Below are 24,074 nucleotides of genomic sequence, written 5' to 3'. Positions count from 1 at the left end.
GGCTCGACCCGCTGATCCGCGCGATCAATCGCGTGGCGAGGCGAGGCAACGGCGCGCTCGGTCGAATTCGTCCTATTGCATCTCCTTTGCCGACCGACGAAACACAGCCGACGCGCGGCGAAGCATCATCGGAATTCTTGATGGCAACGATCACGCAAAATCGGGCTGAAGCATACGGCCCGGTCTGCTAGGGCTGCGCCGATACGCTCCCGCCGCAAAAGGTCCGGCCATGCAGTCTCCCCAGGGCGAAAGCCGCCAGGGTCTCATCTATGCCCTCGGCGCCTATGGCATCTGGGGCCTCGTGATGCCGCTGTTCATGAAGCTCCTCGCCAATGTCTCGCCGGTCGAGGTGGTTGCGCACCGGATCGTCTGGGCGCTGCCGCTGGCGATCGCGATCCTGCTCTGGCAGGGGACCGTCCGCCATGCCTTCGGGCATTTCCGCAACCTCCGCACGGTGGCGCTCGCCGCCCTGACGGCCTCGCTGATCTCGATCAACTGGGGCACCTACGTCTATGCCATCGGCGCCGGCCACACGCTCGAGGCGGCGCTCGGCTACTACATCAACCCGCTGGTCAACGTCGCGCTGGCGGCGATCTTCCTCGGCGAGCGGCCGACGCGCCTTCAGGGCGTGGCCATCGCGCTGGCGGCCGTCGGCGTCGCCATTCTGACGGCCAAGGCCGGCGGGCTGCCGTGGATCTCGCTGGTGCTGGCCCTGACCTTCGGAACCTACGGGCTGCTGCGCAAGACGGTGCCGGTCGGTGCCAGCGAGGGGTTCTTCCTCGAGGTGGCGATCCTCGTCGTACCCTCGATCGTGCTCGTCGCGCTGTTCGTCCCCGACAGGCATTTCGGGGCGGACGGCTTCGAGACCGCGATGCTGTTAGCCGCCGGTCCGCTCACCGCCGTGCCGCTCATCCTCTACGCCGCCGGCGCGCGGCTCCTGCATTTCACCACCATCGGCATCCTGCAATACATCGTGCCGACGCTGTTGTTCTTCACCGCCGTCTTCCTGTTCGGCGAGCCGTTCAGCGAGTGGCAGCTGGTCGCCTTCGCCTTCATCTGGTCGGCGCTGGCGCTCTACACGTGGTCGCTGGTGAGGCGGCGGCGCGGCGAGAAGGCCGCAGCGCCTGGCGCGGCTACACCCCGCCGGACGCCCCGGTGATCACCCCCCGTCGGACCAGCGCGTGCGATAAAGATCCAGCCGGCGGTCGCGGAAATTGCGGACCGAGCCTTCGTAGCGGGCCCAGGCGAGGGTGGAGAGGTTGAGGTCGGCGACGGCGACCATCTCGACGTTTTCCGAGGTTTCCGCCGCGATGCCGTCGCGGGCGAAGGGGAAGTCGCACGGGGTGAAGATGCCGGACTGGGCGTATTCGATGTCGAGATTGTCGACATTGGCAAGGTTGCCTGTCATCCCCGACGTTACGACGTAGCACTGGTTCTCGATCGCCCGCGCCTGGCAGCAGTAGCGCACGCGCAGATAGCCGTGGCGGGTGTCGGTGTTGAACGGCACGAAGAGGATGCGGGCGCCCTGGTCGCAGAGGCGCCGGGCGATCTCCGGGAATTCGGAATCGTAGCAGATCATGATGCCGACCGGGCCGCAGTCGGTCTCGATCACGTCGATCGGATCGCCGCCCTGGATATGCCAGTACTGCCGCTCGTTCGGCGTCGGGTGGATTTTTTCGCGGGCATGGACCGAGCCGTCGCGCAGGAAGGCGTAGCCGACGTTCTGGATCTCGCCGTCCTCGGTGCGGGTCGCGTGGCTGCCGCCGATGATGTTGATGTTGCGGCGGATGGCCATCGCCGTCATGCGCTCGACGAACTCGGGCGTGTGTTCCGTCAGCCGCGCGATCGCCGCCTCCGGCTTCAGCTCCTCCGGCTCGGCGGAAAGCAGCATCAGCGTGAAGAGCTCCGGGAAGACGACGAAGTCGGCGTCGTATTCCGCCGCTACCTCGACGAAATATTCGACCGCGTCGTAGAACTCCTTCGTCGCCGCCATCTTGCGCGCCTGCATCTGCACGGTGACGATCCGTACGATGTCGGGATTGGAGCGGTTGACCGGCTGCTTGGCATGCTCGGGATCGTAATAGGGGTTCGGCCAGACCATCAGAACGCCATGGCCGCCCGAGGCGGTGTCGATCGGATAGTAGTTCTTCAAGAGAAATTCCGGCTCGAAGCCCGCCTTCAGATGGAAGGAGGCGACCGGATCGGTGATCTCGTTCTTGCGCACGGCCTCGAGATAGGCCTCGGGGGTGCCGTATTTCTTGGCGTGGCGCTTGTAGCCCGGCAGGCGGCCGCCGAAGGCGATGCCCTTCAGATCCATATCCGTGCACAGCCGTCGGCGGGCGTCGTAGAGGCGCTTGCCGATCCTGAGCCGCCGGCGGTCCGGATCGACGCAGACTTCGATGCCGTAGAGCCAGTCGCCTTTGCGATCGTGCATCGCCGCGTAGCCGCCACCGGTGACCTCGGCCCAGGAATGCTGCTTCATCACCTTGGCCTCGGGCAGGACCATCGTCGCCGCGTAGCCGACGATCTCGTCCTCGTAGACGACGACGAACTGGCCCTCGGGGAAGGCCGAGAGCTGGCCCATGACCATGCCGCGGGTATAGGGGGCCTCGTCCTTGAAGACCTTGGCCGAAAGGGCGATGATGGCGGAAACGTCCTTGGTCGTCGCGGTGCGGACTTCGATCTTCGGGGTCGAGCGTTTCTCGGCCATGGGCGGGGTGTTTCCTCATTCTTCGAAAAACAATCGGGACGGCTAGCCATGCGGCTCCGTCCCGTGGCCTTGACATAGGCGCGCCAGCGCCTCGCGCAAGCGTCGGGGCCGTGGCGCGCGGCGCAGGCCGCTGCACGAACATGACGAAATCATGCCAGGCGATGAACTCACCGTCACGCAGGAGTGCGCGTCCTGCGGGTTTCCTTCTGCCACCTCATCGATAGCTTGGTTGCCAAGCCGCTGGCGGGGTTTCGGCCTCCGGCAGGGCCAATTTCGCAACAGCAAGGAGACTTCATGCGCTCAGTCGTTCCCGCCCTCGTCCTCGGCCTTTCGGCAGCGGGCCTCACGGCGCCCCCGATGGCGACGCCCGCCGCGGCGCAGACCATCGACATCAACGCCGGCACCTACGTCAACGATCCGCTGCATACGAACGTCTTGTGGAAGGTCGACCACTTCGGCCTCTCCACCTATATCGGCCGCTTCGCCGATATCTCCGCGACCCTCGAACTCGACCCCGACGACGTGACGCAATCGAAGCTGACGGCGACGGTCGATCCGGCATCGGTCGACACCCACTATCCGGCCGACGACAAGAGCTTCGACGACGAGATCGAGAGCGACATGTTCCTCGACGCGGCGAAGTTTCCCGAAGCGAAGTTCGTCTCCAAGTCGATCGAGGAAACAGGCGACAAGACCGGCAGGGTGACCGGCGACCTGACGCTGCACGGCCAGACGCACGAAGAGACGATGGACGTGACCTTCAACACGGTGGTCGACCCCCACCCGGTTTCCAAGCTGCCGACCGTCGGCTTTTCCGGGACGATGACCTTCGACCGCACGAAATACGGCATCGATACCTTCGCCGGGCCGGTCGGAAAGGACGTCACGCTCGAAATCGAGGTCGAGTTCGTGCCGGCGAAGGCCGAATAGCGCGAGCCGAACTGCTCAATGAGTGTGAAGGCGCTGCGGCCGAACCGGTCGGATCTCCCGCCGTCCTATCATTATCGGCGCACCGGATGACGACAGGTCGCAGGGCCGTCGCGCTTGCACGCCATCAGGCTGTGCATAGCTGATGAGACGAGCGGCAACGGGCAAGCTCCGCCGCCGTGTCCACTCGAAAGGTTTCCGACCTTGTCCCCTCGCTTTCCATCCTCTCGCGGCTCGTCGGTCCCGACGGGCCGTCTTTCGCGTCTCGCCCGCCTCGGGAGGCTAGCGGCCGGCGTCGGCGGTGGCATGCTGGTCGATGCGGCTGGAAGAGCGGTCCGCGGCGAGCGACCGCGGCTGGAAGACCTCGTCCTCACCCCCGCCAACGTGTTGCGGGCAACGGAGCAACTCGCCCAGCTTCGCGGCGCGGCCATGAAGATGGGCCAGCTGATCTCGATGGATGCCGGCGACATGTTGCCGCCGGAACTGGCAGCAATCATGGCACGGCTGAGAGCTGATGCCGAGCCGATGCCACGACGTCAGCTGCAGGGCGTGCTCGACGCGGCGTGGGGCAAGGGCTGGGAAAAGTGCTTCGAGTTCTTCGATCATCGCCCGATCGCCGCCGCCTCGATCGGACAGGTGCATCGCGGCCTGACCACGGACGGACGGCTTCTGGCGATCAAGGTCCAGTATCCGGGCGTCGCTCGCAGCATTGACAGCGATGTCGACAACGTCTCGACGCTGCTGCGCCTTTCCGGCCTGGTTCCCAAGCATCTCGATATTGCGCCGCTATTGTCGGAGGCCAAGCGGCAACTGCACGAGGAGGCGGACTACGAGCGCGAGGCGAGCTGCATGGAGCGGTTCGGTGTGCTGCTCGAGGGCGAGGCCGATTATCTGGTCCCGGACGTCCATCGCGACTTTTCAGGACCAAGCGTACTCGCCATGACATTCGTCGATTCTGTTCCGATCGAAACCCTGGAGAGCGCGTCGCAGGAGACCCGGGATCGGGCCGCACGTCTCCTCATCGATCTGTCGCTGCGCGAACTCTTCTCGTTCCAGCTTATGCAGACCGACCCGAACCTCGCGAATTATCGCTACGAGCCATCGTCGGGACGGATCGTGCTCCTCGATTTCGGTGCGACACGGGCTTTTTCGCCGGAACTTGCCGAGCAATGCCGGCGGCTCGGCGCAGCTGGACTGTCGAGCGACTGGCCTGCGGCCCGAACGGCGCTGACGGACATCGGGCTGATCGACGCTTCCGTTGCGCAGCGTCATCAGGACAAGGTGATGGCGATGGTCGAGACGGTGATGCAGCCGCTGCAGCGCACGCAAATCTTCGACTTCGGCGATCGTGCCATCGTCGACACCATGCGTGAGCAGAGTATCGCTTTCGCCGACGAACGCGACGGGTGGCGTCTGCCTCCTGTCGATACGTTGTTCCTCCAGCGCAAGTACGGCGGGACCTATCTTCTTGCCGCGCGCCTGAGGGCGCACGTCGATGTGAAGGCCATATTCGCGCGGTATTTTTAGGGCTGTCGGCTGATCGATCTGAGGATCCGCGGCAGGAGCGCCGGATCTACATCCGCTCGATGATCTCTCTGCGGCCGCCGTCTTCGCCATCCGCACCATGCTTGATCAGCATCGGCACGATGTCCTCGACGTCGTCGACGACCAGTGGCTTCACCCTGTCGGCCGAATGAAGGAAGCCTTCCTCGCTCATGTGATCGAACAGCCGGGCGAGGGGATCCCAGAAGCCGTCGACATTGGCGATGACGACGGGCTTTTCATGCTGGCCGAGCTGGCTCCAGGTCATGATCTCGACCAGTTCCTCCAGTGTTCCGATGCCGCCCGGCAGGGCGACGAAGGCGTCGGAACGCTGGAACATCCGATGCTTGCGCTCGTGCATGTCGGCCGTGACGATCAATTCGTCGAGACGCTTCAACTCGCGCTCGGTCGCTTCCATGTCGATCAGGAATTGCGGGATGATCCCCGTGACCTTGCCGCCGGAGGTGAGAACCGCGTCGGAAACGGCTCCCATCACCCCCTTGGTGCCGCCACCATAGACGAGTTCGAGCCCGGCATCGCCGATGCTTCTGCCGAGCGCGCGTGCCGCCGCGATGTAGGCCGGGCTGCGGCCGGGCGAGGAGCCACAATAGACACAGACGGATCGAATCGTGTTCATGGATGGAAAGTCCGACGCTGAGGCGAAGAAATCAAGTTGGCCGATCGGCTGGAAAAGGGTGGGGAGCCGCGCTCACACCCATTCGAGCCGGCCGCCCGAAACGTGCAGCACCCGGTCCTGCGGAATGTCGGTGCTAACCGCCTCGTCGCCCGGAACTCCGGCGTAGAGCGCAAGGAAGCTGCGCGTGACGCCGCCGTGGGCGACGAGAACCGTCGGGGCGTCGAGGGCCTCGAAGACCGGCCGGACCCGCTCGGCGAGCATGGCGTAGGATTCGCCTCGCTCGCCCGGGGGCAGAAACCCCCACTTGTCGGCCTTGCGGCGGCGGATCCCCTCCGGGTCAGTCTGGCGGAGCTCGGCCATGGTCCATCCTTGCCAATCGCCGAAGCCGACTTCGATGAGGCGATCGTCGGTGGCGAAGGCTTCGGGGGGAAGACCGAGTTCCTCGCGGATCAGCTGCATCGTTTCCATGGCGCGCCCTAGCGGGCTCGCAAGGTAGCGAAAGGTTTCCGCACGGTCACCGAAAATGTCCTGCAGACAGCGACCGTTGCGCCGCGCCTGGGTTCGGCCGAGCGCATTGATCGGCACCTCCACCTGGCCTTGCAGCCGTCCCTCGGCGTTCCAGTCGGTCTGACCGTGCCGGGCGATGTAGAGTTCCGGCAGGCCGCGCAGCGATGCGTTGTCCATGGTCCCGTTCAGTGTCCGCGCTGGGCCTTCGCCGCAGCAGGCAGGCCGCCGCGGCGAGGGCGGGAGTGGTGAAGAAGGCCCTCTCTGAAGCCCGCTCGCGCGCTTGCACGAGAGCCAGTCAGCTGTCCTTGACGACCGAGATGTCGGGAGCATCCACGGCCTTCATGCCGACGGTATGATAGCCGCAGTCGACGTGATGGACCTCGCCAGTGACGCCGCGCGACATGTCCGAGAGGAGATAGAGCGCCGACTGGCCGACCTCGTCGATGGTCACCGAGCGCTTCAGCGGCGCGTTGTACTCGTTCCACTTCAAAATATAGCGGAAGTCGCCGATGCCCGATGCGGCGAGCGTCTTGATCGGCCCGGCTGAGATGGCGTTCACGCGGATCGCCTGCTTGCCGAGATCGACCGCCAGATAGCGCACCGACGCTTCGAGCGCAGCCTTGGCGACGCCCATGACGTTGTAGTGCGGCATCACCTTCTCGGCGCCGTAATAGGTCAGCGTCAGAATCGAGCCGCCGTCGGTCATCAGCTTCTCGGCCCGGGCGGTGATCGAGGTCAGCGAGTAGACCGAGACGTCCATGGTCTTGCGGAAGTTCTCGCGGCTGGTCTCGACATAGCGGCCGGTGAGTTCGTCCTTGTCGGAAAAGGCGATGGCGTGGACGACGAAGTCGAGGCGGCCCCATTGCGATTCGACCTCGGCGAAGACCGCGTCGATGGTCGCTTCGTCGGTGACGTCGCAGTGGCCGGCCAGGATCGCGCCGAGTTCGTCGGCCAGCGGCGCGACGCGCTTCTTCAGGGCGTCGCCCTGATAGGTGAGGGCAAGCTCCGCCCCGGCGTCGGCAAGCGCCTTGGCGATGCCCCATGCGATCGAACGGTTGTTGGCAACCCCCATGACCAGGCCGCGCTTGCCGGCCATCAAACCGTTCGGTCGATCCATGGCGCCCTATCCTCCAATGGATATTTCATAATTCGTCGTGCGGCGGGGGTATGGCACAGAGGGGATGGGGCTTCAAGCGCGCGCGCCGGCGAGTGGCCGGCGCCGCCTTCAGCCGCCGGTGGTCTCCCTGGAGCGTTGACGCATCAGCGCGGCGAGTTCCTCGTCCTTGTCGGGCAGCACGATCTCCGCCTTGAGATAGAGGTCACCGCGGCCGCCTGCCTTGGTAGTCAGCCCCTTGCCCTTGAACCGGAAGGTTTTGCCCGAGCTGGTCCAGGCCGGCACGTTGAGCGCCACCCGGCCATCAAGCGTCTCGACCTCGAGCCGACCGCCCAGGACGGCGGTCTCAAGGGGCACCTCGACCTCGCAGCGCAGGTCGCGCCCGTCGATCTTGAACCGGCGATGCGGGGTGATGCGGATGGTGATCAGCGCATCGCCCGGCTCGCCGCCGGCGGGGGCGGGTTGTCCCTGGCCGCGCAGCCGGATGGTCTGGCCGTCCTCGACGCCCATCGGCAGGCGGATGGCGAGTTTCCTGCCGGAGGCGAACGCCACCTCGACCCTCTCGTTCGACACCACGTCCTGGAGGTCGATCGAGAGATTGGCGGCGATGTCTGCGCCCTTCGCCGCGGCTTTCCGTGCCCCGGAAAAGCCGCCGCTGGCGCCCGAGCGACGCGCCCCGGCCGCACCCGCGCCGCCGAAGGCGCCTTCGAAGAGGCTGGAAAAGATGCTGTCGGCGTCGAAGTCCTCCGCCTTCGTGGAAGAGCGGTACTCGAAGCCGCCGGCTCCGCCCGGCCGCGCCCGCCCGCCCGCAAAGGGACCCCCGGCCGCAAAGGGATCGCCGCCGGCAAAGCCCTGGAACTTCGGCTTTCCCTCGGCATCGATCTCGCCGCGGTCGAACTGCGCGCGCTTGTCCTTGTCCCCAAGGATCTCATAGGCCTGGTTGGCTTCGTTGAAGCGGCCTGCGGCGGTCGGATCGTTCGAATTGGCGTCGGGATGGTATTTCTTCGCCAGCTTGCGAAAGGCCGATTTGATCTCCTTGTCGCTCGCCGACTTCGCGACGCCGAGCACGGCGTAGGGATCGCGCATAGGCTGTGAGTTCCTTCATGATGGCATGCGTGGGGCACGGCGCGCTCGCGCACCGTCAAGATCTTAGACTATATGATCGTCCGCGTGGCGAAATTGAAGGTCAGCGGGCCGCAGCTTTGCCGTCCCGAAGCGATTTTTGCAGCTTTTGCGGCATGCCAGCGATTCGCTCTGGCACGATCAGCGTTGGGCGAACTCGATGAGAGCCCATTCACCGGCGCCGACGGTGCAGGCGCGCCCCTGGTAGAGCGCGATCCCGTCGAAACGCTGGCGCGAGGTCTCGAAGGAGCGACAGATGCTGTCGCCGTCGCGCTGCTGGTTCATCGCCGTGATGACGCCGCTCGATCCGGTTTCGGGATTGGACCAGGAAAAGCGGCCTTTGCCCTTTTCGATATCTGCTGCCGAAACCGCATTGCGAACGATGCGCCTGTCCGAATCGTCGTCGATGTCGGCAATTTTTCCCGGCGCCTTGACGGAACCGGTAATGGTGGGATCAAGCAGCGTATCCTCGACGCTCGGGCCGGCGACGACGCAGCCGCCGAGACCTGCCGTCAGAGCCAAGAGGCACACCGTCTTGTAGGGCAGCATCGATCTCATATTCTTCGTTCAACTCGGCGAACTGACACCTCTGCCGTGGTTTTTTGAGGCACCGTCACAAATGACAGACCAACCTTTAACACTCGATGAAACGGACGTCGGCGCCGATCCCTTCGCCTTTTTCGCCGGTTGGCTCGAAGACGCCGGGCAAAGCGAGCCGAACGATCCGAACGCGATGGCGCTCGCGACGGTCGACGAAAGCGGCATGCCCGACGTGCGGATCGTCCTCTTGAAGGGCTTCGACGAGCGGGGCTTTGCCTTCTACACAAATTTCGAGAGCACCAAGGGACGGCAGGTCCTCGGCGCCGGCAAGGCCGCGCTCTGCTTCCACTGGAAGAGCCGCCGCCGGCAGGTGCGCCTGCGTGGGACGGTGGAGGTCGTCAGCGAAGCCGAGGCCGACGCCTACTACGCCTCCCGTCCGCGGGGGAGCCGGGTCGGCGCCTGGGCCTCGCAGCAATCGCGCCCGCTGGACAGCCGGCAGACGCTGGTCGCCGAGGTCGAGCGCTACCAGGAACGATTCGGCGAGGGCGAGATCCCGAGGCCTCCGCACTGGTCGGGCTTCCGGCTGATGCCGCTGTCGATCGAATTCTGGCAGGACGGCGCCTTCCGGCTGCACGACCGGATCGTCTTCACGAGGAGCTCGCTCGATGCAGCCTGGACGATCGCGCGGCTCTATCCTTGAGCGCGCCTGCTCCGGCAGGTGGGGAAGCACGTGACCCTGCGTTGCCAGGGCCGCGCGCATTGGGTATGTGCGAGGAAGTGACAGGAGTGGAGGGCTGGATGGCCGGGGAAGTGAAAATCGACACGTCGCACGCTGCGGAAATGGACTATCCGGAGCACGAAAAGACCTATGGTCTGTTCATCGCCCTGTTCAAATGGGGCTCGGTGGGCATCATCGCCCTCTTGCTCGGCATGATGGTCGGTCTGATCATGGGCAGTGGCGTCATCGCCTCCGTTCTCACCTTCGTCGTCGCTCTCGTCATCGGCTATTTCGCCCTGCGCTGACGCCCCGGCGCACGCCCGCGGAAGAACGGGCCGAGCGAGACGCAAGGCGAGGGAGGAGCCGACGCATGAAAATCTTCGTTCCAAAGGAGACGGCCGAGGGCGAGACGCGCGTCGCGGCCTCGCCGGATACCGTCAAGAAGCTCGCCGGCAAGGGCGCTGAAGTCGTCGTCGAGAGCGGTGCCGGGGCCGGGTCGCGGATCACCGACGCGGCCTTTGAGGAGGCCGGTGCGACGATCGGCACGGCCGCCGATGCCGGTTCGGCCGACGTCGTCCTGAAGGTGCGGCGCCCGACGGCCGAAGAAGCGGCTTCCTACGGGGCCGGCACGGTCGTCATTGCCATCATGGACCCCTACGGCCAGGACGAAGCGCTGACGGCGATGGCCGATGCCGGGATTACTGCGTTCGCCATGGAGTTGATGCCGCGCATCACCCGGGCGCAGGTGATGGACGTGTTGTCGTCCCAGGCGAACCTTGCCGGCTACCGCGCGGTGATCGACGCGGCGCACGAATTCGACCGCGCCTTTCCGATGATGATGACCGCGGCGGGCACGGTTCCCGCCGCCCGCGTCTTCGTCATGGGCGTCGGCGTCGCGGGCCTTCAGGCGATCGCCACCGCCCGCCGCCTCGGCGCCGTGGTGACGGCGACGGACGTGCGCCCGGCCACCAAGGAGCAGGTCGAATCCCTCGGCGCGAAGTTCATCGCCGTCGAGGACGAGGAGTTCAAGGCGGCCGAGACCGCGGGCGGCTACGCCAAGGAAATGTCGAAAGAGTATCAGGCCAAGCAGGCCGAGCTTGTCGCCGCCCACATCGCCAAGCAGGACATCGTCGTCACCACGGCGCTGATCCCGGGTCGCCCCGCGCCGCGCCTCGTCTCCAAGGAAATGGTGGCCTCGATGCGCCCCGGCTCGCTGCTGGTCGACCTCGCGGTCGAGCGCGGCGGCAACGTCGAGGGCGCCAGGGCGGGCGAGATCGTCGAGGCGGGTCCGGCCCGCATCATCGGCTACACCAACGTTTCCGGCCGCATCTCGGCCAGTGCCTCGCTGCTCTATGCCCGAAATCTCTCGGCCTTCCTCGAAACGATGACCGACAAGGAAACCAGCGCGTTGAAGATCGACTTCGACGACGAACTGGTGAAGGCGACGCTTTTGACGCGCGATGGCAAGGTCGTGCATCCGAATTTCGCGCGCGCCGACGCGCCTGAGGGGACTTCAGGCACAGAAGACCAGAAGGCCGGGGGAGGGAACTGATGGAACACGAGACCGCAAGGGAGACGCTGCAGCGTCTCAACGAAGCGGGGTCGGCGATCAACGATGCCCGCCACGGCGTCGAGCGGATGATCGGCGAAGGCTACGGGCACGTCGCCGACGCGGCCGCGCATTCGGGCACCGACCCGTTCGTCTTCCACTTCGCGATCTTCATCCTGGCGATCTTCGTCGGCTACTATGTGGTCTGGTCGGTGACGCCGGCGCTGCACACGCCGCTGATGTCGGTGACCAACGCGATCTCCTCGGTGATCGTCGTCGGCGCGCTGCTCGCCGTCGGCCTGTCGGCCTCGGGCCTTGCCACCACCTTCGGCTTCGTCGCGCTGATCCTCGCCTCGGTGAACATCTTCGGCGGCTTCCTGGTCACGCATCGCATGCTGGCGATGTACAAGAAAAAGTCGAAGTGAGGCGGTAGGAACCATGTCCGAATCCACCGCCGCCTTCCTCTATCTCGTCTCCGGCGTCCTGTTCATCCTGGCGCTGCGCGGCCTGTCCCACCCGACCACCAGCCGTCAGGGCAACCTGATGGGCATGGTCGGCATGGCGATCGCCGTGCTCACCACGCTGTTCCTCGCCGAACCCTCCTTCGGCGGCCTGCTCCTGATCGTCGTCGGCATCGCCATCGGCGGCACCGCCGGAGCGGTGATCGCAAGGCGCATCGCCATGACGGCGATGCCGCAGCTCGTCGCCGCCTTCCACTCCCTCGTCGGCCTCGCCGCCGTGATGGTCGCGGCGGCCGCTCTCTATGCGCCGGAATCCATGGGGATCGGCACGGTCGGCGCGATCCACGGCCAGGCGCTGGTGGAGATGTCGATCGGCGTCGCCATCGGTGCGATCACCTTCACCGGCTCGATCATCGCCTTTCTGAAGCTCGACGGGCGGATGAGCGGCAAGCCGATCATGCTGCCCTCACGCCACGCCATCAACATCGCGCTGGCCGTCCTGCTCGTGGTGCTGGTGGTCTGGTTCGCGATCTCCGAGAGCCATCTGGTGTTCTGGCTGATCGTCCTCGTCTCGCTCGCTCTCGGTGTCCTGCTGATCGTCCCGATCGGCGGGGCCGACATGCCGGTCGTGGTGTCGATGCTGAACTCCTATTCCGGCTGGGCGGCGGCGGGCATCGGCTTCACGCTGCAGAACCTCGCGCTGATCATCACCGGCGCGCTGGTCGGCTCGTCCGGTGCGATTCTCTCCTACATCATGTGCAAGGGGATGAACCGGTCCTTCGTGTCGGTGATCCTCGGCGGCTTCGGCGGCGACAGCGGTCCTGCCGGGACGCAAGACCTCGGTGACCGGACGATCAAGCAGGGCTCGGCCGAGGACGCCGCCTATCTGATGGCGAACGCCGCGAAGGTGATCATCGTGCCGGGCTACGGCATGGCGGTGGCCCAGGCCCAGCACGCTTTGCGCGAGATGGCCGACAAGCTGAAGGAAGCCGGCGTCGAGGTGAAATACGCCATCCACCCGGTGGCGGGCCGCATGCCGGGTCACATGAACGTGCTGCTCGCCGAGGCGAACGTTCCCTATGACGACGTCTTCGAACTCGAGGACATCAATTCGGAGTTCTCCCAGGCCGACGTCGCCTTCGTCATCGGCGCCAACGACGTGACCAATCCGGCGGCGCGCGACGACAAGACCTCGCCGATCTACGGCATGCCGATCCTCAACGTCGACCAGGCGCAGACCTGCCTGTTCGTCAAGCGCTCGCTCGGCTCGGGCTATGCCGGCATTGACAACACGTTGTTCTACAAGGACAACACGATGATGCTCCTGGCCGACGCCAAGAAGATGGTCGAAGACATCGTCAAGGCGCTCGATCGCTGAGACGGGTAGCCTCGCTCGGGCATGCGCCGGCGGCATGACGCCGGCGCAACGAAGCCCGTCGTACGGCCCCAGGTGTGGGCTGTGGACGAACCGATCATGCAGACGATGCGGCCAGGCCGCCTGAACGCGGCCATGCGGCCAGTCCGGGAGGCGGCGCAGAGAGACGGTTCTAGTCCCCCGACCCCGACAACACGTCCTCGGTGCTGGTAAGGTCGGAGGTGAGGACCTCGACGTCCGTGTCGTGGCCGGCCGTGACGGTGAAGGGCCGCTGGTAGACCTTGTTGTTGTTCTTGGCGACGATGACGTAGTCGCCTTCGGCCAGCACCATGGACGGAAAGGCTCCGACGCTCTGGCGGATGAGATCGCCCGATGCGGTGGTGATCGTCCATGCGGTGTCGGCGATCGCTTCGCCGCCATGGTCGCGGACGAGCTTCATGGTCAAAAGCGCCGCCCGCTGGGTCAGCGTCGCCTCGGTCAGCTTGCCGGCCTCGACCCGAATGTCGGCGCGCACCACGGCATTCGCGGTGCCGTAATGCGAGACGATCTGATAGGAGCCGGCATTCAGCCGCACCACCTTTTCCGACGGCACGTCGCTGGCGACCAGCTTGTGGTCGAACTCGTCCCCCTCTTCATCGGCATAGATGTCGAAGCTCAATCGCGCCGCTGGCGGCTTGCCGTCGTCGCCGACCACGGCGTTGAGCTTCAGCCCGCCGGCATCGAGGACGACCGTCTGCTGGGTCTTCAGTCCGGTGAAGTCGATGCGTTCGACGATGCCGGCCCGGCCGAAGCCGACATGCAGGATGTAGGTTCCGGGCGAGACCTCGAAATCAGGTGTCGGGCTTTCCGACGAGGCGACCAGCGAAGAACTGCCGTCGATCGAGGGAACCGCCGAGAACAAACGCCAGATCAGGCCGTTCGGGATTTCCGGCCCGCCTTCGGAAAGGACCGCGCGCAGGGAGAGCGTCTCGCGCCGGCGCATCAGATTCGGGATCGGCCCGGTGGCCGGCGGCGCATAAGCCGGCAGCCCCGGCAGATCGATCGTCGGAGCCTCCAAGAGGCCGGGCCTGTTCGGCAGCGCGATCGGCTCGAAATGACGGAGCGGGCGGGCTCCCGGAGCTCCAATCTCGTTGCCCTTTGGCAAGAGATCTATGGCCGAGGGCGAGGCGTAGGCGCCGGGCTTGTTCGGCTTGCCGCCGAAGATCTGACCGAGAAAGCCGTTGTCGTCGTCAGCGCCGTCCGCCTGCTGCGCATGAGCGGGCAGGGCCGCGACCTCCAGCATCAGGAGCAAGGCGACGAGCCCGGTCTTCGACCAGAAAGGACGTATCGAAAAGCGGCCGCAGGTCACGCTGCGGATCCGTTGCGGGACACATATGTTATCGCCGCGGCAGAACGTCGTTCCACCACAGCCACGCGTCGCTCGTCTTCCACCGGATCGCCGGACCGCATTCGCGCCCCGATCGAGAGCATTTCCCCCATGCGGCTAGTGTTGAACGCAAATCATCGACGAATTCAAGGCAAGCTGCGGCTTTTCCCACCGCGAGGGAACGCGGCGTCCATGCGGCGCTCCAATTGCAATGTTCGGCCGAGCAGCCTAGCTCTGCGGCAGAACGAGCGGAGACCTGATGTTTTGACCGAAGCGACTGACCTTCTCGCCACCCGGCGTTCGATTCCGATCCTGATGCTTGCCGACCCGGCGCCGTCGGGCGAGGAACTCGACCGCATCCTGACCATCGCCGCCCGCGTGCCGGATCATGGCAAGCTCGCGCCCTGGCGGTTCATCCTCTATCGCGGCGAGGCGGCTGCGGGAATCGGCCGGGCGCTGGCGAAGCTCGTCGCCGCGCGCGAAGGCGAGCGGATGACCGAGACCCGCCAGAAGGTGGAGGCCGAGCGCTTCACCCGCGCGCCGCTCGTCGTCGGCGTCGTCTCGACCGCCAGAGAGCACGTGAAAATTCCGGTCTGGGAGCAGCAGCTCTCCGGCGCCGCCGCGGCGATGAACCTCGTCAATGCCGTCCATGCCCATGGCTATGCCGCCAACTGGGTGACCGAGTGGGTCGCCTATGACGAGGACGCCAAGGCGATTCTCGGCATTGCGCCGGAGGAGAGGGTGGTCGGCTTCATCCATGTCGGCACGCCCACCGAACCGCCTTCGGAGCGACCGCGGCCGGAGCTTTCCGCAATCGTCACCGAGGCGGTGGCGCCGGGAGCCGCGTGATGCTTTTCTATACGACGGATTCCAACGATCACGGCCTGCCGCACGATCCGTTCAAGGCGATCGTCTCGCCGCGGCCGATCGGCTGGATCTCGACGCGGTCGAAGGACGGGGCGGTCAACCTGGCGCCCTACAGCTTCTTCAACGCGATCAGCGACCGCCCGAAGCTGGTGATGTTCTCCTCGGCCGGGATGAAGGATTCGGCGGCGTTCGCCATCGAGAGCGGCGAGTTCGTCGCCAATCTGGCGACGCGGGAATTGGCCGAACAGCTGAACAAGAGCTCGGCGCCGGCGCCGCGCGGCGTCAGCGAATTCGGCTTTTCCGGCCTGACCGAGGCGCCGTGCCGCATCGTTTCGGCACCGCGCGTCGCCGAAAGCCCGGCCGCTCTCGAATGCAAGGTGACCCAGTCGTTCAGCCCAAAGGGGCTGGACGGGACGATCTCGGAAAACACCGTCGTCATCGGCGAGGTGGTGGCCATCCACATCGACGAGAAGATCCTCAAGGACGGGATGATCGACATGGCGCTCGCCGCGCCACTCGCCCGCCTCGGCTATCTCGACTATGCGGTCGCCGACCAGGTCTTCCAGATGCGGCGGCCACGCATGCCCGACGCCTCGGACGTCTGACGCCGCCGGGCTTTTCGCTCATTGGCCCGGCAGGCACACGCCCGGAGACGTCCGCCTTCGTGGACGTTTCCGTTGCGTGAACGGACATGGTGAACGAAAGCTAAACCTTTTGCCGCGATCATGAGCTGTCCGAGCGGATCGAGGTAAGAGGGTTGCAGCATCCATGATCGTCCAGCGTTTTGCCAAATGGGCCAGGGAAGCGAATACCAAGGAGCGGGCCGAGGCGGCGACGATGCTCGCCGAGGCGCTCGTCCACGGCGAGGCCAAGGGCTCCGACCGCGACACCATCGTCGCCTCGCTGACGCTGCTCCTCGACGATTCGGCACCGTCCGTCCGCCTCGCCATGGCGAAGGTGCTTTCCGCCGGTCGTAGCGTGCCGCGCTCGCTGGTCTTTGCACTGGCCGCCGACGTGGCGCCGGTCGCGGCCGAGATCGCCGGACGCAGCACGCATCTTTCCACCGAGGATCTCGTCGACGTCGCCGCCGTGGGGTCGGCGGCGGCGCGGCGCGCGATCGCCGAGCGCCCGGTGGTCGCGCTGCCGGTCGCCGCGGTGATCGCCGAGATGGGCGAGCCCGAGGCGGCACTGGCGCTTTGCCGCAACGACGAAGTGGCGATCGGCAATTCGAGCTTCGATCGTCTCGTCGACCGGTTCGCCGCCGACGGACGGGTGCGCGAGGCGCTGCTCGGCCGGAGCGATCTGCCGCCGGTGATCCGCCACCGACTGATGCTGGCGGTCCGCGATACCCTTGCGGGGTCGGCTCTCCTCGTCAATCTGTTCGGGGAGAAGCGGGCGGGCGTCGTCGCGTTCTCGGCCGCCGAACGCGGCACCAACGTCCTCGCCGAAACGCTGACGAGCCGGCAGATGCCGGATTTCGGCGAATATCTGCGTGGCTCCGGCGCTGTGACGCCGTCGCTGCTGGTGCGGGTGGTCGCGACCGGCAACATCGAACTCTTCATCACGCTTCTCGCCAGCCTCTCGGGTCGCTCGGAGCGCCGGGTCGCGGGGATCGTCGGCGGCGGGAAATCCCCGGCCCTGCGGGCGCTGGTCATCGAATGCGGCCTCGAAGAGGGCCTCGCCTGCCTGTTCGGCGAGGCGGTCTCGCTGTGGCGCGCCATCGCCCGCGGCGACAAGGCCCTGCGCCCGGCCGCCGTGCCCGCGCTCGTCCTCGCTCGGGTGAGCGCCCTTGGCGCCGGCGGCAGGATCCCCCACGATGCGACGACGCTGCTCAGGCGGCTTGCCGGCGAGGCGGAGCGCGACGCGGTTCGCGAGGCGGCGGCGGTCGCCGCCTGAGCCGAAGCTCCATTCCGGCAGCCTTCCAGGCGCCCGACGTAGCTTTCCAGAGGCGCCCGTGACGGCCTGCAGCGAAGATCAGTAGCGGAACTGCTCGGTGAGGATGCGCTCGTCCCAGGAGTGATCCTGATCGAACAGGATGTAGCAGACGTCGCGGGCGGATTCGCGGATGGTGACGCTCTGGACGGACTTGACCTCCGTCGCGTCGGCGACGGCGTTGACCGGGCGTTTGTCGGCCTCGAGGGCGGTGATCGCCACTTCCTGGCGGTTGCGCAAAAGCGCGCCGCGCCAGCGCCGCGGGCGGAACGGACTGACGGGGGTCAGCGCCAGGAGCGGCGCGTCGATCGGCAGGATCGGCCCCTGTGCGGACAGGTTGTAGGCGGTCGAGCCGGTCGGCGTCGCCACCATGACGCCGTCGCAGACGAGTTCGTCGAGGCGCACCTTGCCGTCGATCGAGATCTGCAGGCGTGCCGCCTGATAGGATTGCCGGAAGATCGAAACCTCGTTGATCGCCAGTGCGCGATGTTCGATGCCTTCGGCATCCGTCGCGACCATCTCCAAGGGGCGGATGGCGTTCTCCACTGCCGCCGCCAGCCGCTCGCGAAGTCCGTCCTCGCGATAGTGGTTCATCAGGAAGCCGATGGTGCCCTTGTTCATGCCGTAGATCGGCTGGGCGGTGTCCATGAAGCGGTGCAGCGTCTGCAGCATGAAGCCGTCGCCGCCGAGCGCGACGATGACGTCCGCCGTCTCCGTCGCGGCATTGCCATAGAGCGCCGAAAGCCGCCGCGCCGCTTCCTGGGCAGCGCCGGTCTCGCTGGCGACGAAGGCGATGGAACGGAACGGACGGGGCATCTTGAAAACTGCGGGTCAGGGCGGTGTTCGTTCACCGGTGTCTAACGGTTCGGGACCGAACACACCAGCGCAGCAGGAAATGTCGAAGGCCGGCAGGCGAGGCAGAGATGCCGCCGACGGTCGTAAGGGCGAGGGTATGGCGGTGACGCGTTCGCCGGTGCCCCTCGACGGACGAAAGGGGCCTTGCGGCCCCTTTCCCATTGAAGTCCCGTTAGAGGGCTTCCTACTGGAAGCCGAGCTTGGCGGCCAATCGCCGGAGAAGGCCGGCGGGCATCGCCGGCTTTTCCTCTTCTCCGGGATGGTCTCTTGTCTAGGCGCCGGCGAAAGGATGCGCGGCAGAACCCTTCTTGGAGACGACCTCGGCGGCCGTCGGCGTGCCCTTGATGGCGCGCTCGATGGATTCCATCACGGCCTGGTAGTTGTAGTCGCGGATCTTCGCGTCGTCCTCGGCTTCCCAGTGGATGAAGACGCCGACGCAGATGAACAGGTCGTCGGCCTCTGCAGCCGGGATGATGCCCTTTTCGACCGAGTCGGCGACGGCGCGCGCGACGGCGGTCTGGGCCGGGCCGAACATCTGGACGGCCTGCTTGGCGCCCTTGATGGTGACCTTGTTGAACATCACGGTGTTGGGCTTGCAGGGCAGGTTCGGCGCGACCACTGCGAGGAGGGTGGTGAAACCGTCCTTGTTGTTGGTCAGCGAGTTACAGAACGCCGCCTCGGCCGCCGAGCCGCGGGGTCCGATGATGAGATCGATGTGGGCGACCTCGTTGCCTTCGCCGACCAGCGATTCGCCGACCATCACCTTGTTGATTGTCGCCATGAGCCATTCCTCCAAACTAGCGTTAGCTGATGCGTCCGGCTCGAGCCGGACGCGTAAAGACGTTCCGATCCGGAGGAGAATCGAATCCGGCCACAGGATCAAGTCGCTGCGTCGGACGGCTCTCCTCCCGAGCGCCGGAAAATTCCCGGCTACGACTATCCTTGTTCGCGGCGTCCGCACGGGACCGGTTTGCCAGATAGCTTGGGGCCCAGATGGACCCCTGCGTCCGACAGTCAATCATTCCGCGCGCGCTTCCGCAAGATTTCTGACCAAGAGGGTGGCCACCGTGAGGTCGGCGGAGGTGCCGGGATTGCGGCCTTCGCGCTTCAATGCGGCGTCGAAGGCCAGCGCCGCCGCAAGCCGTTCCTGCCGATCGGCGATGCCGTTCAAAGAGTTACTGAATGATTCGAAGCGTTTGCGACAGGCTTCTGCCGTTTCCATCCCGTATTTGCGCGCGATATGGCTGTCCGGAAATTCGCTGGCGAAGGCGAGGTAGATAGCAAGGGCTGCAGCGTCGCCGAGGCCGGATGCGACTTCGTCTGCCGCCGAATCGCCGGCGGGCAGTCCGATGTCGAAGACGTCATGAAATCCGTTGCAATACTGGCGGGCGACGAGATCGACGTCGGCGGCCATCGCCATCGCCTCGACGAGGCCGATGGAGGGAGCCGAGCGCACGTCGTCGTCTGCCCGTGTACCGAGCCCGCCGGGACTGGCGAGGGCGATGGCGGCGAAAGTCTCACGCGCGTCGGCCGCATCGAGGTGGGCCAGGACGCGCGCGACGCCATTGCGGAGTGCGCCGACGCGATCCGTCCGGGACGACGGCGCGCCTCGGCCGCTCGTCTCCGCCGCTGCTGCCAGCGGCGCGCAAAGCAGCACGATGCCGAGATTGGCGTTGACGCCGACCGCCTCGAAACTGGCCTTCGTCGCAGCGAAGACGCGCTCGCCGACCGAGGAGCCGCGCCGGGCGATCATCGGGGCGGCGGCCGCGGCAGCGTCGAGGAACGTCTCGACCGTCATGCCGTGGCCGGGCGCGAAGCGATGGACGTTGCCGGGCTTCAGCGTCTCGACCTCGGTCCGGCAGGCGTCGAGGAAGGCCGCCTCGATCGCTGCCGGCTCGAGGCTCACACGAAGGCTCCCGAGGCTCGTGAGAAGGCAGGAGAGGCAACCGGCTCGACGCGCCGACGCTCGGCGAGGGTGGCAAGAAGATCCTCCGCACGGATCGCCGCGATGTCGCGTCCGCTCGCCTTTTTCAGGCCCGTCCAGGCCGGCATGGAGTTCACTTCCAAAACGTGCGGTCTGCCACCCGCGTCCTTCAGGATGTCGACGCCGCAGAAATCGCCGCCGACGGCCGCCGTCGCCGCAACGGCGAGCGCTTCGAGCTCATTGTCGGGCTCGATCGGCCGGGCGAGGGCGCCCTGCTTGATGTTGGTGATCCAGCAGGCCGCCTCCCGGCGCATCGCCGCGACGGCCCGGCCGCGCGACACGAGGACCCGGTAGTCCGACCAGCGGCCGTCCAGCGAATGGCCGATGAAGCGCTGGAGATAATAGACGCCGCCGGCGATCTCTTCTGCCGGGGGCAGGTCCTCCGGGCGGCCGATCAGCTTCAGGCCCTTGCCTTGCGCCCCGAACAGCGGCTTCAGGACGAGCGCATGGTTTTCGGCGGCGACGATGCGCTCGGCCTCTCTGTGCGATTCGACCGCCCAGCTGCGCGGCGTCGGCAGGCCGGCCGATGCCACGAGATAGCTCGTCATTGCCTTGTCGACGCAGTTCTCGACGGCCCGTGCATCATTGGAGACGAGGACGCCGAGCCGGCCGAGCGCATGCAGGATCGAGAGGCGCCGCGTCACCGCCTCGAAGCTGCCGCCGTCCATGGTGCGGACGCAGACGGCGTCGGGGAGGGCGTCGCCGAACTCCGGAAAGACCAAGCCGTGCCGCGCATCGGTGTCGAAGCCGACATCGGCGAGACCGGAGACCACCACGCTCGCGCCCTTCGCCTCGAAGGCGGCGCGAAGCTCGCGGGCGTGCCGGTCGAGGCTCGCCGTGACGACGAGAATGCGCGGCGTGGCAAAGGGCGCCGTCTCAGCCGAAGGAGGCATCGATCAGCCCCGGGTCGACCTTGCCGGCCGAGAAGGTCTCTCCGGTCTCCAGCGCCACCACCTGCACCTCGGCGGGCGAGAACAGCATGCCGTCGATCTTGTAGAAGTCGCCTTCGTAGCGGCTGAAGATCTCCTTGAAGGGCTTGCCGAAATCGGCCGAGGTGCTGCTCGGCAGCTTCTCGGCGAGCTCCCTCGCCGCTGCCGCCGGTCCGGTAACGGCGAGCATCACCCGGCCGCCATAGATCACCGCATCGTTGGTGCGGCCCATGGCGGTGAGGAAGTCCGGATGCGGGGGGGCGAGCGGCGCCGTGCCGATGCCCTCGACGATGGCGCTCATGTCGAAATGCAGGGCATGGGCCTTGTGCATCGCCACCTCGACGACGCGTCCGACGATCTGCACGCTGCCGGCCAGCGACTGGGTCGGCGTGAAGATGATCGTCAGCTTTTCCGGGGCGACGTCGCAGTCATGGGCGATGCGTCGCACCAGGGCTTCGGGCGGCGGGCTGGCGGCTTCGAGCACGATGGTCGCCGTCTCGCTCTGATCGGCATAGGCGATGTCCTTGAACAGCGCCTCCTTGCCGGCCAGCGCCCGGGCGGGGCCGGAGCCCATGGAGAAATAGGCCTCTTCGCCCTCCTCATTGGTCAGCTGCCAGCCGGCATACTGGCTGCCCATGCAGGCGATCACCGGGTTCGACGTGCGCACGGTGATCGCGAAGGGCCAGCGGGCGAGGCGCTCGGACGGCGCGATCGCGACGGTGCCGAGCCCGCCGAGGCAGATCTCGGTGATGATCCGGCCGGCCTCGAGGCTGCCGGGGACACTGGCCCCGGCATCGACGACGGTCTCGCCTGCCGCGCCCGTCGACACCGCGAGCTTCAGTTCCTGCGCCCGTTGCTTCAGCTCCGCGACGAGGGGCAGGACCCCTTCGTTCACGGACAACAGCCTCGTGGTACTCATGCCGCAATACTCCCCAGTACGTCGCCGATGCGGCGCGTTCTAGCATGGAAAAGCCGTTCGGCGGTCTCGGCGGTTTCGCCTGCCGCAACGATGGTGCAGATCGGTTCGCCGGCGGCGAAGCGGGTGGGTGGGTGGCTGCGGTCCCGCGTCCAGTCAGGCCATTGGAAGCCGGCCGGGACGCCGAGCGGTCGGTCCGCCCAGGCCAGGCCGGAGGCGCGGACGTCGCCGGTCGTACCAGCTCCACGCGAAGGCAGCTCGCCGCGCACGGCGGCCAGATGGAGCGCGATCAGCGGCTGGGCCGGATCTTCGAAGACGTCGAGCGTCGCGCCCGGGCGAGCATTGACCTCGAGGAGCACCGGGGCGTCGTCGCCGACGACGAAGTCGGCGCTGCACAGGCCGGTGAGCGGCAGGCGATCGAGAATGCCGGCGACGTCCCGTCGCATGGCAGCGTCGGCGTCGGCCGCAACCGGCACCGGCCCGACGGCGCCGCCGTATCGATACGGTTCATCCTGGCTCGGATCGGCCCATTGCCGGGAATAGCCGAGGCAGGCGTAGCGGCTGCCGGCGGCGACGAAGGCCATGGAGATCCGCTCGCCCACCACGAAACGCTGATAGTAGCGGTCCGGCGACGGCGGCGCATCGCCGCGAACGACGTGGCTGCCGCCGCTGCCGCCGATCTTCTTCGATAGCCACTTGGCGGGATCGCCGGGCCGGGTCCGGCGGATCTCGGGATGGGCGATGCCGGCGTCGTTGCAGATCGCGGCGATCGCCTCCGGGTCCTTCAGGCGGCGCGCGGTCGCCGGATCGGTTCCGAGGATCGGCCAGCGCTCAGCGATCGCCTCCAGAAGCTCAGGTCGGTCCTCGAAGCCCGCGCCATAGACGAAGCCGAGCGGTTCCTCGCCCTCCGCGAGTCGCTCCAGCGCTGCGATCAGAGCCTCGCTGGAGAAGCCGTCGGGATAGTGCCCGCGCAGCACCTCGCTCTTCCTGGCGTGGTCGCGAAGGTCGAGATCGCCGAAGAAGTCGACCGCCAGCGCGTCAATCCCGGCGAGCTGCGCGCTCGCCGCGATCTGGCGAGCGGAAAAGGCGGCCGTGAGGATCGTCGGCCGGGGGGCGGTGCTCATGACACGAGCTTGCGGGCGAGCTGGAACGCGTCGCGGAAGTCGAGGGTCTGCGGCTCCTTTGCCTCGATCATCCGCTTGAGCAGACCCTGCTCGGTGTCCGACTTCAGCGGACCGACGGCCAGCGCGCCGATGCCGAGCGCATTGGTGCCCTCGATCGGCTCGCCGCCCGCCATCACGTCGATGCCTTCGAGGCCGAGCGGCGGCACGGCGTTGACGTCGGCGGCGACGAGCAGCTTTTCCGCCGCCTGGAGTTGCTTGAGGCTCAGCACCTGCACGCCGGCCTTGGCGGCGGAGAAGATCACCTCGACGTCGCGGACGGCTTCGGTATTCTTCTCGTCGCTGGAGCCGTCGGCGGGTTCGACCTTCGCGCCGAAGCGCTCCTTCATCTCGTCGGCGCGCTTCTGAACCCGCTCGAGGCCCGAATAGCCGACGATCCTGACCTTGGCGCCTTCGAGCGCGGCGATCACCGCGGCGCAGTATCCGACGACTCCGGTGGCGCCGAACACAGCGATCGTCACATCGGAAAGAGCCTTGCCCTTCTCGTCCTTCAGCTTTTTCTCGACGAAAGCGACCATCGCCGCCGCGGTGGTGAAGGAGCCGGCGGGGTCGGCCATGATGTTGCAGCCGAAGGGCGGCACCAGCGCGTTCTTCGCCGCATCGATCATGTCGAGGGCGAGCACCGCATCGTCGCCGCCGAAGAACACCGCCGAATTGACGCCGCGGTCGGGCGGCCGCGAGAAGATCACGTCCTGGACGAGATCGGCGACCTCTTCCAGCGTCACCGCCTCGTAGGGCGTCACCGAATCGTAGCCGGCGTCGAGCGCCATGTTCACGTCGAAGGGGCTGACGTGCTTCTGGGGCGTCAGCATGTGAAGAATGTTCTTGGCTGCCATGGGGCT

The 24,074-nt window shown here is 66.6% G+C and carries 25 protein-coding genes; 11 read left to right on the top strand and 14 right to left on the bottom strand.

Going from position 1 to position 24,074, the window contains the following annotated elements:
- Positions 1-229: 229 nt before the first annotated feature.
- The gene (gene rarD / locus GTK09_RS12610; protein WP_163463527.1) at positions 230-1,159 is read left to right on the top strand and encodes an EamA family transporter RarD; all 930 of its coding nucleotides are present in this window, start codon (positions 230-232) and stop codon (positions 1,157-1,159) included.
- On the opposite strand, the gene GTK09_RS12605 is transcribed toward rarD, so the two are convergent.
- Complete coding sequence (locus GTK09_RS12605) at positions 1,160-2,710, bottom strand: bifunctional GNAT family N-acetyltransferase/carbon-nitrogen hydrolase family protein (protein WP_163463526.1); 1,551 nt, start codon at positions 2,708-2,710, stop codon at positions 1,160-1,162.
- Between the two features lie 294 nt (positions 2,711-3,004).
- On the opposite strand from GTK09_RS12605, the gene GTK09_RS12600 reads away from it, so the two are divergent.
- Both GTK09_RS12600 and GTK09_RS12595 read left to right on the top strand, forming a co-directional pair.
- Positions 3,005-3,640 (top strand): YceI family protein, encoded by a 636-nt coding sequence (locus tag GTK09_RS12600; RefSeq protein WP_163463525.1) that lies wholly within the window; start codon positions 3,005-3,007, stop codon positions 3,638-3,640.
- Between the two features lie 303 nt (positions 3,641-3,943).
- Complete coding sequence (locus tag GTK09_RS12595) at positions 3,944-5,164, top strand: ABC1 kinase family protein (protein ID WP_163463524.1); 1,221 nt, start codon at positions 3,944-3,946, stop codon at positions 5,162-5,164.
- A gap of 46 nt (positions 5,165-5,210) precedes the next feature.
- On the opposite strand, the gene GTK09_RS12590 is transcribed toward GTK09_RS12595, so the two are convergent.
- The 5 genes from GTK09_RS12590 to GTK09_RS12570 all read right to left on the bottom strand — a co-directional run bounded on the left by GTK09_RS12590 (position 5,211) and on the right by GTK09_RS12570 (position 9,117).
- Complete coding sequence (locus tag GTK09_RS12590) at positions 5,211-5,816, bottom strand: LOG family protein (protein ID WP_163463523.1); 606 nt, start codon at positions 5,814-5,816, stop codon at positions 5,211-5,213.
- Between the two features lie 72 nt (positions 5,817-5,888).
- Positions 5,889-6,500, bottom strand: coding sequence for a histidine phosphatase family protein (locus GTK09_RS12585; protein ID WP_163463522.1), 612 nt, complete (start codon positions 6,498-6,500; stop codon positions 5,889-5,891).
- A gap of 118 nt (positions 6,501-6,618) precedes the next feature.
- Positions 6,619-7,440, bottom strand: a complete 822-nt coding sequence (gene fabI / locus GTK09_RS12580) for an enoyl-ACP reductase FabI (RefSeq protein WP_163463521.1) — start codon at positions 7,438-7,440, stop codon at positions 6,619-6,621.
- A 108-nt stretch (positions 7,441-7,548) separates the two neighbouring features.
- Positions 7,549-8,523, bottom strand: a complete 975-nt coding sequence (locus GTK09_RS12575; protein WP_163463520.1) for a DnaJ C-terminal domain-containing protein — start codon at positions 8,521-8,523, stop codon at positions 7,549-7,551.
- A 177-nt stretch (positions 8,524-8,700) separates the two neighbouring features.
- Entirely contained in the window at positions 8,701-9,117 is a 417-nt protein-coding gene (locus GTK09_RS12570; RefSeq protein ID WP_163463519.1) for an RT0821/Lpp0805 family surface protein, read from the bottom strand.
- Positions 9,118-9,178: 61 nt separating this feature from the next.
- On the opposite strand from GTK09_RS12570, the gene pdxH reads away from it, so the two are divergent.
- The 5 genes from pdxH to GTK09_RS12545 all read left to right on the top strand — a co-directional run bounded on the left by pdxH (position 9,179) and on the right by GTK09_RS12545 (position 13,205).
- Positions 9,179-9,799, top strand: coding sequence for a pyridoxamine 5'-phosphate oxidase (gene pdxH / locus GTK09_RS12565; RefSeq protein ID WP_163463518.1), 621 nt, complete (start codon positions 9,179-9,181; stop codon positions 9,797-9,799).
- 98 nt (positions 9,800-9,897) lie between these two features.
- Positions 9,898-10,122 carry an aa3-type cytochrome c oxidase subunit IV gene (locus GTK09_RS12560; protein ID WP_163463517.1) on the top strand — a complete coding sequence of 75 codons (225 nt, stop codon included), beginning with the start codon at positions 9,898-9,900 and terminating at the stop codon, positions 10,120-10,122.
- A 65-nt stretch (positions 10,123-10,187) separates the two neighbouring features.
- Positions 10,188-11,369, top strand: a complete 1,182-nt coding sequence (locus GTK09_RS12555) for a Re/Si-specific NAD(P)(+) transhydrogenase subunit alpha (RefSeq protein ID WP_163463516.1) — start codon at positions 10,188-10,190, stop codon at positions 11,367-11,369.
- On the top strand, positions 11,369-11,791 hold the full coding sequence (locus GTK09_RS12550; RefSeq protein ID WP_163463515.1) for a proton-translocating transhydrogenase family protein: 423 nt from the start codon (positions 11,369-11,371) through the stop codon (positions 11,789-11,791). The genes GTK09_RS12555 and GTK09_RS12550 overlap by 1 nt, the downstream gene beginning before the upstream one ends.
- A gap of 13 nt (positions 11,792-11,804) precedes the next feature.
- Positions 11,805-13,205, top strand: coding sequence for an NAD(P)(+) transhydrogenase (Re/Si-specific) subunit beta (locus GTK09_RS12545; RefSeq protein WP_163463514.1), 1,401 nt, complete (start codon positions 11,805-11,807; stop codon positions 13,203-13,205).
- A 169-nt stretch (positions 13,206-13,374) separates the two neighbouring features.
- Here the strand turns inward: GTK09_RS12545 and GTK09_RS12540 are convergent, their stop codons facing one another.
- Positions 13,375-14,550, bottom strand: coding sequence for an RgsD C-terminal domain-containing protein (locus GTK09_RS12540; RefSeq protein WP_312869825.1), 1,176 nt, complete (start codon positions 14,548-14,550; stop codon positions 13,375-13,377).
- 282 nt (positions 14,551-14,832) lie between these two features.
- Here GTK09_RS12540 and GTK09_RS12535 point away from each other — a divergent pair, with 282 nt between their 5' ends.
- The 3 genes from GTK09_RS12535 to GTK09_RS12525 all read left to right on the top strand — a co-directional run bounded on the left by GTK09_RS12535 (position 14,833) and on the right by GTK09_RS12525 (position 17,331).
- A complete protein-coding gene (locus tag GTK09_RS12535; RefSeq protein ID WP_281353365.1) occupies positions 14,833-15,417 on the top strand; it encodes a nitroreductase family protein in 585 nt (194 codons plus the stop codon).
- The gene (locus GTK09_RS12530) at positions 15,417-16,040 is read left to right on the top strand and encodes a flavin reductase family protein (protein ID WP_163463512.1); all 624 of its coding nucleotides are present in this window, start codon (positions 15,417-15,419) and stop codon (positions 16,038-16,040) included. Before GTK09_RS12535 ends, GTK09_RS12530 begins: the two co-directional genes overlap by 1 nt.
- A gap of 163 nt (positions 16,041-16,203) precedes the next feature.
- Positions 16,204-17,331, top strand: a complete 1,128-nt coding sequence (locus GTK09_RS12525; RefSeq protein WP_163463511.1) for a DUF2336 domain-containing protein — start codon at positions 16,204-16,206, stop codon at positions 17,329-17,331.
- A 78-nt stretch (positions 17,332-17,409) separates the two neighbouring features.
- Here GTK09_RS12525 and GTK09_RS12520 read toward each other — a convergent pair whose 3' ends face one another.
- From GTK09_RS12520 to GTK09_RS12490, 7 genes are all read right to left on the bottom strand, one after another.
- Complete coding sequence (locus tag GTK09_RS12520) at positions 17,410-18,183, bottom strand: NAD kinase (protein WP_163463510.1); 774 nt, start codon at positions 18,181-18,183, stop codon at positions 17,410-17,412.
- Positions 18,184-18,493: 310 nt separating this feature from the next.
- On the bottom strand, positions 18,494-19,003 hold the full coding sequence (fae, locus tag GTK09_RS12515) for a formaldehyde-activating enzyme (RefSeq protein ID WP_163463509.1): 510 nt from the start codon (positions 19,001-19,003) through the stop codon (positions 18,494-18,496).
- 237 nt (positions 19,004-19,240) lie between these two features.
- A complete protein-coding gene (locus GTK09_RS12510; protein WP_163463508.1) occupies positions 19,241-20,128 on the bottom strand; it encodes a triphosphoribosyl-dephospho-CoA synthase in 888 nt (295 codons plus the stop codon).
- Entirely contained in the window at positions 20,125-21,099 is a 975-nt protein-coding gene (locus tag GTK09_RS12505) for an ATP-grasp domain-containing protein (protein WP_163463507.1), read from the bottom strand. Before GTK09_RS12505 ends, GTK09_RS12510 begins: the two co-directional genes overlap by 4 nt.
- The gene (gene mch, locus GTK09_RS12500) at positions 21,083-22,054 is read right to left on the bottom strand and encodes a methenyltetrahydromethanopterin cyclohydrolase (protein ID WP_163463506.1); all 972 of its coding nucleotides are present in this window, start codon (positions 22,052-22,054) and stop codon (positions 21,083-21,085) included. Before mch ends, GTK09_RS12505 begins: the two co-directional genes overlap by 17 nt.
- The gene (locus GTK09_RS12495; protein WP_163463505.1) at positions 22,051-23,175 is read right to left on the bottom strand and encodes an ATP-grasp domain-containing protein; all 1,125 of its coding nucleotides are present in this window, start codon (positions 23,173-23,175) and stop codon (positions 22,051-22,053) included. The genes mch and GTK09_RS12495 overlap by 4 nt, the downstream gene beginning before the upstream one ends.
- Positions 23,172-24,068, bottom strand: coding sequence for an NAD(P)-dependent methylenetetrahydromethanopterin dehydrogenase (locus tag GTK09_RS12490; RefSeq protein WP_163463504.1), 897 nt, complete (start codon positions 24,066-24,068; stop codon positions 23,172-23,174). The genes GTK09_RS12495 and GTK09_RS12490 overlap by 4 nt, the downstream gene beginning before the upstream one ends.
- Positions 24,069-24,074 lie beyond the last annotated feature (6 nt).

It is taken from the genome of Jiella pacifica, from assembly GCF_010500815.1.
GTDB classification, from domain to species: domain Bacteria; phylum Pseudomonadota; class Alphaproteobacteria; order Rhizobiales; family Rhizobiaceae; genus Jiella; species Jiella pacifica.
This window is presented reverse-complemented; position numbering and strand designations above follow the sequence as displayed.